Origin of the sequence: Nocardioides sp. CF8 (assembly GCF_000389985.1) — a bacterium.
GTDB classification, from domain to species: domain Bacteria; phylum Actinomycetota; class Actinomycetes; order Propionibacteriales; family Nocardioidaceae; genus Nocardioides; species Nocardioides allogilvus.
This window is the reverse complement of the sequence record NZ_CM001852.1, coordinates 1,195,205-1,208,433: the sequence shown is the minus strand read 5'-3', so window position 1 is coordinate 1,208,433 and position 13,229 is coordinate 1,195,205. Positions and strand designations below refer to the sequence as shown.

13 protein-coding genes are annotated in these 13,229 nt (G+C 71.5%); 4 read left to right on the top strand and 9 right to left on the bottom strand.

What is annotated here, in order from left to right:
* The 9 genes from CF8_RS05940 to moeZ form a co-directional block, all read right to left on the bottom strand.
* The coding region (locus CF8_RS05940; protein ID WP_036490376.1) for an ATP-dependent helicase at window positions 1-2,215 on the bottom strand (2,215 nt) is incomplete at its 3' end.
* A gap of 42 nt (window positions 2,216-2,257) precedes the next feature.
* Window positions 2,258-2,923, bottom strand: coding sequence for a lysophospholipid acyltransferase family protein (locus CF8_RS05935; protein ID WP_036492320.1), 666 nt, complete (start codon window positions 2,921-2,923; stop codon window positions 2,258-2,260).
* A gap of 15 nt (window positions 2,924-2,938) precedes the next feature.
* Complete coding sequence (locus tag CF8_RS05930) at window positions 2,939-3,454, bottom strand: hypothetical protein (protein WP_010832226.1); 516 nt, start codon at window positions 3,452-3,454, stop codon at window positions 2,939-2,941.
* Entirely contained in the window at window positions 3,451-4,734 is a 1,284-nt protein-coding gene (locus CF8_RS05925; RefSeq protein WP_010832225.1) for a DUF58 domain-containing protein, read from the bottom strand. Before CF8_RS05925 ends, CF8_RS05930 begins: the two co-directional genes overlap by 4 nt.
* A 7-nt stretch (window positions 4,735-4,741) precedes the next feature.
* Window positions 4,742-5,722, bottom strand: a complete 981-nt coding sequence (locus tag CF8_RS05920; RefSeq protein WP_010832224.1) for an AAA family ATPase — start codon at window positions 5,720-5,722, stop codon at window positions 4,742-4,744.
* Window positions 5,709-6,143, bottom strand: coding sequence for a hypothetical protein (locus CF8_RS05915; protein ID WP_010832223.1), 435 nt, complete (start codon window positions 6,141-6,143; stop codon window positions 5,709-5,711). Before CF8_RS05915 ends, CF8_RS05920 begins: the two co-directional genes overlap by 14 nt.
* Window positions 6,143-6,862, bottom strand: coding sequence for a DUF4129 domain-containing protein (locus tag CF8_RS20745; RefSeq protein WP_010832222.1), 720 nt, complete (start codon window positions 6,860-6,862; stop codon window positions 6,143-6,145). Before CF8_RS20745 ends, CF8_RS05915 begins: the two co-directional genes overlap by 1 nt.
* Window positions 6,863-6,958: 96 nt before the next feature.
* A complete protein-coding gene (locus CF8_RS05905) occupies window positions 6,959-7,843 on the bottom strand; it encodes a hypothetical protein (RefSeq protein WP_010832221.1) in 885 nt (294 codons plus the stop codon).
* Window positions 7,844-7,977: 134 nt separating this feature from the next.
* On the bottom strand, window positions 7,978-9,177 hold the full coding sequence (moeZ, locus tag CF8_RS05900; protein ID WP_010832220.1) for an adenylyltransferase/sulfurtransferase MoeZ: 1,200 nt from the start codon (window positions 9,175-9,177) through the stop codon (window positions 7,978-7,980).
* A gap of 274 nt (window positions 9,178-9,451) precedes the next feature.
* On the opposite strand from moeZ, the gene CF8_RS05895 reads away from it, so the two are divergent.
* The 4 genes from CF8_RS05895 to CF8_RS05880 all read left to right on the top strand — a co-directional run bounded on the left by CF8_RS05895 (window position 9,452) and on the right by CF8_RS05880 (window position 13,215).
* Window positions 9,452-11,764, top strand: a complete 2,313-nt coding sequence (locus CF8_RS05895) for an immune inhibitor A domain-containing protein (RefSeq protein WP_010832219.1) — start codon at window positions 9,452-9,454, stop codon at window positions 11,762-11,764.
* 164 nt (window positions 11,765-11,928) lie between these two features.
* The gene (locus CF8_RS05890) at window positions 11,929-12,528 is read left to right on the top strand and encodes a TetR/AcrR family transcriptional regulator (protein WP_051204393.1); all 600 of its coding nucleotides are present in this window, start codon (window positions 11,929-11,931) and stop codon (window positions 12,526-12,528) included.
* 42 nt (window positions 12,529-12,570) lie between these two features.
* Entirely contained in the window at window positions 12,571-12,789 is a 219-nt protein-coding gene (locus CF8_RS05885; RefSeq protein ID WP_036490372.1) for a DUF3107 domain-containing protein, read from the top strand.
* A gap of 117 nt (window positions 12,790-12,906) precedes the next feature.
* The gene (locus tag CF8_RS05880) at window positions 12,907-13,215 is read left to right on the top strand and encodes a GlsB/YeaQ/YmgE family stress response membrane protein (RefSeq protein ID WP_036490369.1); all 309 of its coding nucleotides are present in this window, start codon (window positions 12,907-12,909) and stop codon (window positions 13,213-13,215) included.
* Window positions 13,216-13,229: the final 14 nt, after the last annotated feature.

The window sequence follows — 13,229 nt, the reverse complement described above, 5'->3', positions numbered from 1 at the left end:
CGTCGCGGTGGACCGGACTGATCTCGAGCTCGGCCAGGAAGCGTGAGGGCTGCTCGCCCTCGTCATCGGTCGACCGCACGGCCGTGACGACCAGGCGCTTGCGGGCGCGGGTGCAGGCGACGTAGAAGAGGCGGCGCTCCTCCATCAGCAGGGCCCGGGCGGTGACGGGAGGCACAAGGTCGGGCGCACCCGACGGGTCGAGGCCGATGCGGTCGGCACCCAGCAGGCTGGAGCGACGACGCAGGTCGGGCCAGCCCTCCTGCTGCACGTGGGCGACGACGACGAGCTCCCACTCGAGGCCCTTGGACCGGTGGGCTGTCAGCAGCCGCACCGCCGAGCCACGCACCCCGCGCTCGGCGAGCGTGTCGCCGGGGATCTGCTGGGCGATGAGGTTGGCGAAGAAGGCTCCGACGCCGACGTGGTCGCGGTGCTCGACCGCGCGGGCCGCCACCTCGAAGAGCGCGCAGATCGAGTCGAGGTCCTTGTGGGCGCGGCGGGCGCCGGCACCGCCCTGGTCGACCTGGCGGCGCAGCCGCTCCGGCCAGCCGGTGCCCGACCAGAGGTGCCAGAGCACGTCCTCGACGCCGGCGCGCTGCTCGAGCAGCGCCGAACCCGAGCGCAGCAGGGCGGCCAGGGCACGGCAGCGCTCGACCTCCGGGCCGTCGAGGCCGGACAGGAAGTCGTCGGCGACGACCGCGAGCCGCAACAGCTCGCGGCTCGTGCGCGGCGCGTCACCGGCCTTGTCGCGCGCACGCAGGCGGCGCACGAGCGCGCGCAGGTCACCCGCGTCGAGCCCGCCGAGCGGGGAGAGCAACAGGGACTCGATGCGTCCCGGGTCGAGGAAGTCGGGCGAGTCGGGGTCGGTGTTGTCGAGGTTGACCACCGCGCGGAGCCCGTCGAGCAGCGGGAGCACGGCCGGGTCACGCACGAGCGGCACGTCGTCGGAGGCGACCTCGACCGGCACCCCGGCGGCGGCGAGGGCGCGGCGCAACGGCGGGATGGAGGCCTGGCCGGACCGGACGAGGACGGCCATCTGCGACCAGTCGATGCCGTCCTCGAGGTGAGCGCGGCGCAGCAGGTCGGCGAGGTGCTCGGACTCGGCGCGGTCGGTGTCGAAGGTGTGCACCTCGACCCGGCCGTCGCCGTGGGGCCCGGGCACGGCCTCCGGGGTCAGGAACGCCTCGCGCGCCTCAGGACCGATGCTGCCGGTCAGCGGCAGCCTCGCCGCGATCCGGCCGGCCGCGAGCAGCAGGCGCGGCCCGAACCGGCGCGTGCGCCGCAGGACCAGGACCGGGGCCCGCTCCCCCGCCGCCGTCGGGAACTGGCCGGGGAAGTCGAGGATGCCGCGCACGTCGGCACCACGGAAGCCGTAGATCGACTGGTGGGGATCACCGACCACCGTGAGGTTGCGCCCGTCCCCGGCCAGCGCACGCAGCAGCGCGACCTGTCCGGGGTCGGTGTCCTGGTATTCGTCGACGAACACGTGGCTGAACCGCGCCCGCAGCTCGTCGCGATGGGCCTCGGCGGTGATGACCGCGCGGCGGATCAGGTCGGGGTAGTCGGTCGCACCGAGGTTGTCGAGGATCGTCAGGTATTGCTCGAGGAAGTGGCCGGCCGCGACGAACTCCGGGAGACCGTTGGCCGCGCCCAGCGCCGCCAGCCCGTCCGGGTCCAGCCCCTTCTCCCGGGCGCGCGAGAGCACGGCGTGCACCTCCCGGGTGAAGCCGCGGGTGCCGAGGGCGCTCGTGAGGGACTCGGGCCAGGTGATGGCCTCGGGGTTGTCGCTCAGCAGCTCGCGGAGCACGACATCGGCCTCGGGCGCCGACAGCAGCCGCAGGGGCGCGTCGTAGAGGTCGGCCGGGCTGTAGGTCCGGATCAGCGCATAGGCGAAGGAGTGGAACGTCGAGCAGGTCGCCGCCGAGGTGGTGCGCCCGACGCGGGCGATCACCCGGTCGCGCAGCTGCTCGGCCGCCTTGCGGGAGAAGGTCAGGGCCAGGACCTGGTCGGGGTGCACGCCGCGCTGCTCGATCAGCTCCGCGATCGCCTCGACCATCGTGGTCGTCTTGCCGGTGCCGGGACCGGCCAGCACGAGCAGCGGCCCCCCGGCGTGGTCGACGACCGCCTGCTGGTGCTCGTCGAGGGTCGGCGGTGCCACGACCGACGCCGTCGCCCGGACGAGGCGATAGCGCGTGCTCGGGGTGGGGGTCGCGGCCATGGCTGCACTCAAACAGACGCCACCGACACTGGCCTCAGTGCCTCACGCCTCGGCGCCGCGGTCGTTGTAGGTCCCGGCCTCTTCCTGCCCGCTCAGCCCGGCGATCGCGGTCATGATCTCGTCGGTGAGCAGGCGGCGGGCCTTGCCCAGCGGCAGGTCGCCGTACCCCGCGGGCGAGATCGGCGGCCCGAACGCAACGCTCACCGGCGCGATCCGCGGCAGGGAGGCATCGACGGGCTGCACGTCTTGGGTGCCCGTCAGGCCGACCGGCACGACCGGCACCCCCGCGCTCAGCGCGAGGTGCGCGACACCGGTGCGTCCGCGGTAGAGGCGCCCGTCGCGGGAGCGGGTGCCCTCGGGATAGATGCCGAACGCCTCGCCACGCCCGAGCACCTCGAGTGCCGTGTCCAGGCTGGCGATGGCCGCCTTGCTGTCGTCGCGGTCCACCGGCAGCATGCCCATGCCCTCGAACCAGGCCCGCACGAGCGCGCCCTTGATGCCCGGGCCGGTGAAGTAGTCGGACTTCGCCAGGAACACCACCTTGCGCGGCACCACGATCGGGATCATCGTGCTGTCGATGAAGCTCAGGTGGTTGCTGGCCAGGATCACGGCGCCCGAGCGGGGCACGTGCTCGAGGCCGGTGATGGTCGGACGCCAGATCGCGCGGGCGATCGGTGGGACGACCGTGTGGACCGCGGCGAAGAACATGCTCGCCATTGTCACCTAGGACGTCTCGGCGTCGGACGGCTCCCTGAACTGCATGCCGACGACGAGCCCCAGCACCGCCAGCACCCCGACGGCGAGCGGCCACATCAGCGGCTGCACGCCCTCGCCGTGTCCCACGACGACGGCATAGGCGACCGGGGCCGGCACGTAGGCGAGCAGCCCGCGGCGTACCCACATCGTCACGAGCCGCCGGTCCAGCGCTGCGCGCACGGGCCCGTACGCCGCCAGCAGCCCGGCGACGTGGGCGCCGGTCAGCGCCAGGGCGACCAGGAGGACGCCCGGCCGCACCGGATCGGGCACCTTGAGCGCCCACCACCCCATCACCGTCAGCAGCACGAGCGGCCCGACGGGCAGCTCAGGGAGGACGGCCCAGGCGCACGACGCCCCCACGACCAGCAGCACGAGCAGGACCGGCGGCTGCACCGGCGCGACGAGGAACGCGACCGACGGCAGGACGGCCAGCAGGATGCGGCAGGCCACCTGGCTGCGGCTCCAGGAGCGCCAGGACGTCATCGGACCCGCACCTGTGGCACCTGGCCGCGCCGGCTCTGCTGGCGCAGCACCTCGTCGACGGTCCCCCGTCCGCGCCACGGCACGATCGGGCAGCCGAGGGCGGCCAGCTGCTGGAGCAGCGCGGACCGCTCCAGCATGCGCATCCGCCAGGCGAGTCCCGCCGGCGAGACGCGCCCGCCCAGCTCGTCGAGCGAGCGCTCGCCGAGGGTGTCGATGACCACGACCGGGACACCTCGGGCCGAGAGCAGCGCGGCGGCGTTGACGATCGGGGCGTGCAGCATGGTGGACAGCACGTAGACCACGCTGCCGCCGGTGACACCCAGCTCCAGCGTCTGGTCGGGCACCGACGCGGTCTCCGCCACGACCCGCGTGAGGGTGCCGGTGATGCGGTGCAGGTGGCGCGGCCCGCTGCCGAAGGGCACCCGCGCATCGCCGGGCCCGACCACCCGCATGCCGACGCGGTCACCGCGCCGGACGTGGTGGTCCGCCAGCGCCGAGGCCGCGCGCACCGTCAGGTCGAGGCTGCTGGCGCGGCCGTCGATGCCGCCCGAGATGCCGATGTCACGCAGGGCATCGACCACGATGAGCACCGACGTGTCCTGCTCGGCCCGGGTCGTGACCACCTGCAGCTCACGGGTGCGCAGTGACACCGGCCAGCTGATCCGGCGCAACCGGTCGCCGGGAGCGAACGATCGGATCCCGGCGAACTCGGTGCCGCTGCCGACCCTCCTCGATCGGTGCGCGCCGACGAGTCCGTCCGGCTGCGGCGCCTCCGCTGTCGAGTCGTACGGCGCAGCCTGTGGCCACACCGTCAGCACCTGTGGCGACAGCCGGACCGGGCCGTGGCGGTAGCCGGCCCAGGCGCTGGTGAGCGCGACCTGCTCGTCCCCGACGGTCGGCCGTCCCCAGCGGCGCGGCCCGAGCGCGACCACGCTGGCGTCGGCCCCCGCGAGGACGCTCACCGCACCCGACGCCGGTCTGGTGGCCACGTGGGCCACCCTCGGAAGGACGCGGGTGACCTGCTCGACCCGGTCGGTCCCCGTGACCTGCAGGGTCGCGGTGGTGCCCTGTCCCTCGTGCAGCCGGATCCCGCCCAGCTCCAAGGCGAGGCGGGGATCGGAGGTCGGCCGACCGAGCAGTCCGAGCAGGGCCGGCACCAGGAACGGCGCGGCCAGCACCAGGAGCACCGGGGAGCCTGCGAGCGCGGCGCCGACGAGCCCTGCTGCCGCCACCAGCGTCGCTCGGCCGAGCGCCGGAGTAGGCACCCAGGTGCTGCTCATGCGGGAGTCACCGGCGCTCCAGCGCTCCGGGCGCCGGCACGCTCGACAGCACCGCCTCGACGACGCGCGACCCCGAGGCCTGGGTCATCCAGAGCTCGGGCTTCACGGTGATCCGGTGCGCCAGCACGGAGCCGGCGACGGCCTTGACGTCCTCGGGGATGACGTAGTCACGCCCCCGGATCAGGGCCCACCCGCGCGCGGCCAGGACGAGGCCGAGGCTGCCGCGCGGGGAGGCGCCGATGAGCACGTCGGGGTGGGCACGGGTCGCCTCGGCGAGGGCGACGCAGTAGCGCCCCACGCTCTGGTCGACCTGGACCCGCTCGACGGCTGCCTGCACCGCGCGCAGGCCGGCGGCGTCGGTGACGGCCTCGACCGACACCTCCTCGCGCTGCCGCTCGAGGCGACGCGCGACGACGTCGTACTCCTCGTCCGCCGTCGGGTAGCCGAAGGCGACCCGCAGCAGGAAGCGGTCGAGCTGCGCCTCCGGCAGCGGGTAGGTGCCTTCGTACTCCACCGGGTTGGCGGTCGCCAGCACGTGGAAGGGCTTCGGCAGCAGGTGCGTCTCGCCCTCGACGGTGACCTGGCCCTCCTGCATGGCCTCGAGCAGTGCGGCCTGCGTCTTGGGCGGCGTCCGGTTGATCTCGTCGGCGAGCAGCAGGCCGGCGAACAGCGGTCCGCGGCGGAAGGAGAACTCGCCCACCCGCTGGTCGTAGATGTAGGAGCCGGTCAGGTCGGCCGGCAGCAGGTCGGGGGTGAACTGCGCGCGCGAGAAGTCGAGCCCGAGGGCCTGGGCGAAGGTGCGCGCCGCCAGCGTCTTGCCGAGCCCCGGGAAGTCCTCGATCAGCACGTGTCCCTTCGCCAGGATCGCCGCCAGCACCAGGCTCAGGGGCTGCTGCTTGCCGACGACGGCACGCCCGACCTGCGCCAGCACTCCCTGCGCGACGGCGGTGGCTTCGGCTGCGGTCAGGGTGGCTTCACTCGTGGTCACGTGGCTCCTCGATGCGGGTCAGGATGCGGTCGATGTCGGTGGGGGTGAGACGTCGCGTCGGCTGGTCCGCGAGGGAGCGCAGCACGGGATCGGTGAGGTCCGGGTCGCGGCGGCGGGCGAGGTCGAGGAGCCGCTCGGCCAATGCCGGCGAGGGCTCGCGGGCGGCGAGGTGGTTGGTCAGCACGCGGTGATGGACGCTGTCATCGGCGGCATCCGGTCGTGTGTACGGCGCCAGCGGCTTGCCCCAGCGCGCGTCGGCCACCCCGAAGACGTCCGAGGCGAGCCAGAGCAGGACCACGACGACGGTGGCGGTCAGCGCCCACTCGAGCAGCTGGGGGTCGGAGTCGATCAGGCTGAGGGCGAGCTCGCCGCCCGCGACCACCAGGGCGAGCGCGCCGAGCCGCGGCAGCCATCTGCGCATCACCGGTCGACGACCCCCGACTGGATCCGGCGCAAAGCAGCCACGGCCGCCTCCCGGGCGTCCTCGCCCAGGTCGTGCTCGGAGAAGCGGGCCTCGCGGTAGAGCTCGAGCAGCCGGGTCACCGCGACGGGATCGACCTCCGCGCGCTCGAGCAGCCGCAGGGCGAGCTCCGAGGAGGTCTCCCAGGCGTGGCGCACGAGTCCCGCCTCCACGGCCTGCAGCTCGAAGCGGTGCCAGCACGCGACGATCGCGTTGCGCGGCGCGCCGTCGAGCAGCACCCGCAGCTGTTCTCGCTCATCGGTGGCCATCGACCGGCGCACCTGCTGAGCGTCGCCCGTCTCGACGGTCTCGAAGTCGACGGAAGGAGGCGGCTCGTGGCGACGACGCAGCCGCCAAAGCGTCACGACCCGGCGCCCGACGAGGAGGACGACGAGCACCATGACGACGGCGACGACCACCGTGAGGGCGACCCCGACGGCCTGCCCGATCCGGGCGGCGATGCCGTCCGCGTCCTGCTCGGCTGGGCCGAATTCCTGGTCGGGGAGCTCCTCGACAGGAGCCTGGGGCGTGCTGGTCGTCTCGGTGCTCATCACGGGACCGCGGCCGGTGAGCACGGGCGACGGGCCGACCAGGGCGGCCCACCCGACCAGGGTGACGAGCAGGCACGCGCCGGCGGTCGCCGCGACAGCGCGCCATGCCTGCCTCGCCCCCGGAGTCATGGCGCCACCCTAGCCCCGGCGACGGGTGCTCAAATGAGACCGGCGGCACCGTCCCCCACAGACGGCACCGCCGGAATTCTCAGGTGTTGCGCTCGCTCAGAAGAGCGGGCTGAACGGCTCCGTGCCCGGCACCAGGCTCAGGCCGGCGATGCCGCCGTTCTGCTGGGCGTAGGTGAGCTCGTGGTTGAGGTCACCGACACCGTTGGAGCCGGCGAGCGGCGCGATCGCGAGCGTCGACAGCGTGCCCAGGGCGTTGCCCTCGGCGTCGAGGAACGCGCTGCCCGAGTCTCCGGGGACGCCCGGGCTCACGGTGTAGACCGGGTGCGACCAGCCGTCGCCCTCGGTGCCGACGCTCGTGCCCTGCTTGGGCGAGAGCTCGGTGATCCCGCCGCGGAGGCTGGAGTTGCCGTAGGAGTAGACGTCGTCACCGGCGGCGGTGCCAGCGGTGTTGATGCCGACCGGGCCACCCCAGAAGGGCACCGAGGGGTTCACCTTGGCGACGTCCGCGGCGTCGACCTTGACCAGGGCCAGGTCGTTGTAGGCGCAGGCGTTCTCGTCGGACTCGTCCTTGTTCTGCATGGTCAGCCACGAGGAGTAGGCCAAGGTGCCCTGGCCGACCTCGGTGCCCTCGGTCAGCAGCGAGCCGCCGGTCACGAACTGCACCCGAGTGCCGAGCGGCAGGGAGCCGGCGTCACAGCCGTTGGTGTCGGTCGCGGCACCGAGACCGGCGCAGTGGGCGGCGTAGCCGACGTAGGTGGCGCCCGAGCCGTCGGTGTAGACGAAGTTGGCGGTGCACTGGGCACCGTCGGTGTACATCTGCACACCGGGGGTGATCGTGGCCGTGGCAGCCGGCGCCCAGGTCTGAGCAGCAGTCGGCTTGCCCTTGCCGCCCTTGGCGGCGACGGCCGGAGCGCTCGTGGCGACGGCGGTGACGAGCACCGCACTGGAGGCGACAGCGAGCAGGGTCTTGTTGAGTCGCATGCGACAGGGTTCCTCTCCCAGTTGTTCCCGCGGCTGAGGATGCGCCGCGGGCGTTCACTGGGTTGAACGAGAGTGGCCCGAACGAGTTATGCCCGCATGGCCCGTTGGGGCCATGCGGGCACACTCGGGTTGCGTCAGTAGGTCGGCTGGCTCGGGTCGATCTGGCTGACCCAGGCCACGACGCCGCCGCCGACGTGCACCGCGTCGGCGTAGCCCGCGCCCTTGACGATCGCGAGCGTCTCGGCCGAGCGCACGCCCGACTTGCAGTGCATGACGATCTGCTTGTCGCTCGGCAGCTGGCTCAGCGCGTTGCCGTTGAGGAACTCACCCTTGGGGATGAGCACCGAGCCCGGGATCTTGTTGATCTCGTACTCGTTGGGCTCGCGCACGTCGACGAGCACGAAGTCACGCTCGCCGTTCTCGCGCTCCTTGAGCATGTGCTCGAGCTGGGTGACCGAGATGGTCGAGCCGGCAGCAGCCTCGGCGGCCTCGTCGGACACGGCGCCACAGAAGGCGTCGTAGTCGATCAGCTCGGACACCGTCGCGTTCTCACCGCACAGGACGCAGTTGGGGTCCTTGCGCACCTTGAGCTTGCGGTACTCCATCTCGAGCGCGTCGTAGATCATCAGCTTGCCCGCGATCGGGTCGCCGATGCCGGTCAGCAGCTTGATCGCCTCGTTGACCTGGATGGCACCGATGCTCGCGCAGAGCACGCCGAGGACGCCGCCCTCGGCGCAGCTCGGGACCATGCCCGGCGGCGGCGGCTCGGGGTAGAGGCAGCGGTAGCAGGGCAGGTCCTCGCCCAGCATCGGCGCGAAGACCGAGGCCTGGCCGTCGAAGCGGTAGATCGAGCCCCAGACGTAGGGGATCTTCAAGAAGTACGCCGCGTCGTTGACCATGTAGCGCGTGGCGAAGTTGTCGGTGCCGTCGACGATCAGGTCGTAGCCCTTGAACACCTCGAGCACGTTGTCGTTGTCCAGGCGCTCGGGGTGCAGGATCACCTCGACGTACGGGTTGATCTCGGTGATCGACTCCTTGGCCGACTGGCCCTTGGGCTTGTCGATGTCGCTGACGCCGTGGATGACCTGGCGCTGCAGGTTGGACTCGTCGACGGTGTCGAACTCGGCGATCCCCAGGGTGCCGACACCGGCAGCCGCGAGGTAGAGCAGGGCGGGCGAGCCGAGGCCGCCGGCGCCGATCACGAGCACCTTGGCGTTCTTGAGGCGCTTCTGCCCCGTCATCCCGACGTCGGGGATGATCAGGTGGCGGCTGTAGCGGCGGACCTCATCGATGCTGAGCTCGGCGGCTGGCTCGACGAGCGCTGGGAACGACACTGCGGACTCCTTCGAAGAATGGCGGTCCCGGCACAACCTCCGGGCCCTCCTCCATGTTCCCCGCGTGTCCCACGACGCCCGACCACGTCCCGCCATCCGGACCGCCGCGTCACGGACGGGTAAAACCTGGACCCGGGTCCTTTACAGGCAGGACCCGATGGGCGAGGGTCGGCAGGTTCGCATTTTCCCGTCCGGGCGGGCTCGCGCGGCAATCGTCGGACCACAGTCCGCCCGCCACCGCAAGATCTCCCGGACTTTCCCGGAAGGTCACACGTTGAAGCCCGTCACCAGACGCCTCCTCGCCGGAGGCACCACGCTGGCCCTGTCGGCCACCATGGCGGCCACCCTCACCGCCACCTCGGCCCAGGCCGGCCCCTCCAGCGACTCCCCCAGGGTCGCGTCCGCACACCGCGAGGACAACCGTCCCGGCCCACGCACCGCGGAGATGCAGCGCAAGCGCGAGAAGGCGCTGGCCATGCTGGCCAACGGCTCCGCCCAGCTCGAGCAGCGCTCCGAGGGCGCCACCGTCGCGCTCGGCGGCGGTGAGTACGTCGAGTTCCCGGTCGAGAAGACCGACAAGATCTTCACCATCCTCTCCGAGTTCGGCGCGACCGGCTCGGGCCGGCTCGGCACCACTCCCGGCCCGCTGCACAACGAGATCCCGAAGCCCGACCGGGCGAGCGACAACTCGACGTTCTGGCAGCCCGACTTCGACAAGGCGCACTACGACGAGATGTTCAACGGCGACGGCGAGTCGTTCAAGAACTACTACTCGCAGCTCTCCTCGGGTCGCTACACCGCGATCAACACCGTGACCGACTGGGTCAAGGTGCCGGGCAACGCATCGACGTACGGCGACAACACGGTCGAGGACGACGGCGGCTCGTGGGCCTTCATCGACGACTCCGCCGACTCCTGGTATGCCGCGCAGCTCGCGGCCGGGCAGACGGCTGCGCAGATCGACGACTACCTCGCGCAGTTCGACGTGTGGGACCGCTACGACTTCAACGGCAACGGCAACTTCAACGAGGCCGACGGCTACATCGACCACTTCCAGGCCGTGCACGCCGGCGAGGGCGAGGAGGCCGGCGCCGACGCGGACGCCATCTGGTCCCACCGCTGGTACGTCGGCTCGGGCTACGGCACCACCGGCCCCGCGGTCGGCGGCACCAACAACCTGGGTGGCGGCGCGCAGATCGGTGGCAGCAAGTACTTCATCGGCGACTACACCGTCGAGCCCGAGAACGGCGGCCTGGGCGTCTTCGCCCACGAGTTCGGCCACGACCTCGGCCTGCCCGACTTCTACGACACCGCGGGCGGCGAGAACGGCACGTCGTTCTGGACGCTGATGTCGAGCGGCTCGTGGCTCAGCCACGGCACCAACGCCGCCCCCGGCGAGGAGGGCATCGGCACGATCCCCGGCCTGATGGGTCCTGAGGAGAAGCTCTACCTCGGCTGGCTCGACTACACCGAGGTCGACGCGGGCGAGAGCGGCACCTACAAGCTGGGCCCCTCGCAGCACACCTACGCCGACGCCGACCAGGCGCTCAAGGTCAACCTGCCCAACTCCTCGATCACCCACGCCTACACGACCCCGGTCGCGGGCACCCACGCCTGGTGGTCGGGTCGTGGTGACGACCTGTCCAGCTCGCTGACCCGCACCGTCCCGGCCGCGGCGTCGGTGACCGTGACGGCCAAGGCCTGGCACGAGATCGAAGCCGGCTACGACTACCTCTACGCCCAGTACTCCCTCGACAACGGGGCCAACTGGACGACGATCGGCCAGCCCCTCGACGGCTCCTCGCGGGGTCGCTGGACCGGCCTGCGCTACAACTACAAGGCCGGTGGCGCCGAGTCGCAGTTCCGCTTCCTCTACAAGACCGACGGCGGCTACAACGAGGCCGGCGCGTTCCTCGACGACATCGCCATCAAGGCCGGCACGACCTTCACCGACGGCGCCGAGTCCGGCGCCAACGGCTGGACGGCCGACGGCTGGACGATCTCGACCGGCACCGAGACGACCAACGCGACGCGCTACTACCTGCTGGAGAACCGCCAGTACGTCGGGTTCGACGCGACCCTGCAGGAGGGTGGCTACCAGTTCTCCCAGGGGGTCACCAAGCCCAACTGGGTCGAGTTCTTCCCGGTCCAGGACGGCATGCTGGTCTGGCTGGTCGACAACTCCTACACCGACAACAACGTCGCCACGCACCCCGGTGCTGGCTACGCGATGGTCGTGGACGCCTCGCCCAACTCGCTGACCTACCCCGACGGCAGCAGCCCCAGCAACCGTCGCGAGCCGTTCGACGCGACGTTCGACGTCGACACCGTCGACCGGGTCTGCCTGCACAAGGAGGTCGCCGGAGGCACCCGCCAGGCGCCGACCGTCGAGACCCTGGAGGCGTGCGCCGGCGGCGTACCGTCCACGGCGACGTTCGACGACAGCGACCCGCTGGCCTACTACGACGCAGCCGCGCCGCAGAACTCCGTCAAGGTCGCCGGTGCCGGCGTCACCGCGACGGTGACCGGTGAGACCGACGGCTTCCTGACCGTCGACGTCGCCAACCCGGGGCCGGTCACGCCCTGATCGATGCGCCTGAGGTGCAGCTCCACAACGCAAGGGCCCCGCGTCGCCGCGGGGCCCTTGCGCTCACTATGAGTAGGCTGCGACTTCAGTGAATCCCTGGGAGGAAACAACACGTGAGCGTTGATCGATTCGACTCCGGCGAGCCCCGTCCCCGCGGTGCCCGGATGCCGCGGCGCGAGCGTCGCGCCCAGCTGATGGAGTCGGCCCTCGAGGTCTTCGTCGCGCAGGGTTACCACTCCGCCGCGATGGACGACATCGCTGATCGTGCCGGCGTGTCCAAGCCCGTGCTCTACCAGCACTTCCCCGGCAAGCTCGACCTCTACCTCGCGCTGCTCGACTCCTCGTGCGACACGATCATCGACAACTGTCGCGTCGCACTGGCCTCGACCACCGACAACAAGCTGCGCGTGCAGGCGACCATGCAGGCGTTCTTCGAGTACGTCTCGGCCGAGACCGGCGCCTTCCGGCTGGTCTTCGAGTCCGACCTGACCAGCGAGCCCGCCGTGCGCGAGCACGTCGACCGCGTCACCACCGAGTGCGCGGCGATGATCACCGACGTCATCCACGAGGACACCGGCCTGCCCGACGAGGCCTCGCGACTGCTCGCGGTGTCGCTGGTGGGAATGGCTCAGGTCAGTGCGCGGTTCTGGCTGGCCGAGGCGGGCGTGAGCAGCGGGGCGATCCCTCTCACGGACGCCGCCGCCCTCGTGTCCGGCCTGGCGTGGCGCGGCATCCGGGGCTACCCCAAGACCGAAGACCACTGAAGCACCACCCACCCATCGACGTACAGACACAAGGAGTGACCCATGGAGGTCAAGATCGGCGTCCAGCACGCCCCGCGCGAGCTGGTCGTGGAGACCGAGCTCAGCCCCGAGGACTTCGAGGCCCAGCTGACCGAAGCCGTCGGCTCCGGCGGCATCCTCGCCTTCACCGACACCCGGGGCCGCCGGATCGCGGTGTCCGCCAGCAAGATCGCCTACGTCGAGATCGGCTCGGGCAGCCACGGCACGGTCGGCTTCCGCTGACACCCCGCGGGTGGCGGTGATTGATCGACGCCGCCCCGGGGCTCATGATGGGTTGAACGTCGGCACTGCTCGACCAGACCGCGCCATACCGGCGTGGCACCTGAAAGGAATCCAAAGATGCTCGGAACCATCATTGTCACGCTGATCGTGGGAACGATTATTGGCTTTTTGGGCAAGGCGGTGGCTCCCGGTGACCGCGACAACATCCCGGTCTGGCTCACGATCGTCTGCGGCATCGTGGGCGCCTTCGTCGGCTCCTACATCTACTTCGCGATCTTCGGCGTCGCGGGCAACAACCCCGGTGGCGACATGTACGACACCAGCAAGGGCATCGACTGGTGGCGCCACGTGTGGCAGATCCTGACCGCAGCCGTGCTGGTCGTCATCGCGGCCGCCGTCACGGGCCGCGGCAAGCGCACCGTCTGACCACGACCCATCAC

Excerpts from the sequence above, each read along its gene's own strand:
- CF8_RS05935 (WP_036492320.1), bottom strand. The coding sequence starts at position 2,923 with ATGTTCTTCGCCGCGGTCCACACGGTCGTCCCACCGATCGCCCGCGCG.
- CF8_RS05930 (WP_010832226.1), bottom strand. The coding sequence starts at position 3,454 with ATGACGTCCTGGCGCTCCTGGAGCCGCAGCCAGGTGGCCTGCCGCATC.
- CF8_RS05925 (WP_010832225.1), bottom strand. The coding sequence starts at position 4,734 with ATGAGCAGCACCTGGGTGCCTACTCCGGCGCTCGGCCGAGCGACGCTG.
- CF8_RS05915 (WP_010832223.1), bottom strand. The coding sequence starts at position 6,143 with ATGCGCAGATGGCTGCCGCGGCTCGGCGCGCTCGCCCTGGTGGTCGCG.
- CF8_RS20745 (WP_010832222.1), bottom strand. The coding sequence starts at position 6,862 with ATGACTCCGGGGGCGAGGCAGGCATGGCGCGCTGTCGCGGCGACCGCC.
- CF8_RS05905 (WP_010832221.1), bottom strand. The coding sequence starts at position 7,843 with ATGCGACTCAACAAGACCCTGCTCGCTGTCGCCTCCAGTGCGGTGCTC.
- CF8_RS05890 (WP_051204393.1), top strand. The coding sequence starts at position 11,929 with ATGCCGCGGCGCGAGCGTCGCGCCCAGCTGATGGAGTCGGCCCTCGAG.
- CF8_RS05885 (WP_036490372.1), top strand. The coding sequence starts at position 12,571 with ATGGAGGTCAAGATCGGCGTCCAGCACGCCCCGCGCGAGCTGGTCGTG.
- CF8_RS05880 (WP_036490369.1), top strand. The coding sequence starts at position 12,907 with ATGCTCGGAACCATCATTGTCACGCTGATCGTGGGAACGATTATTGGC.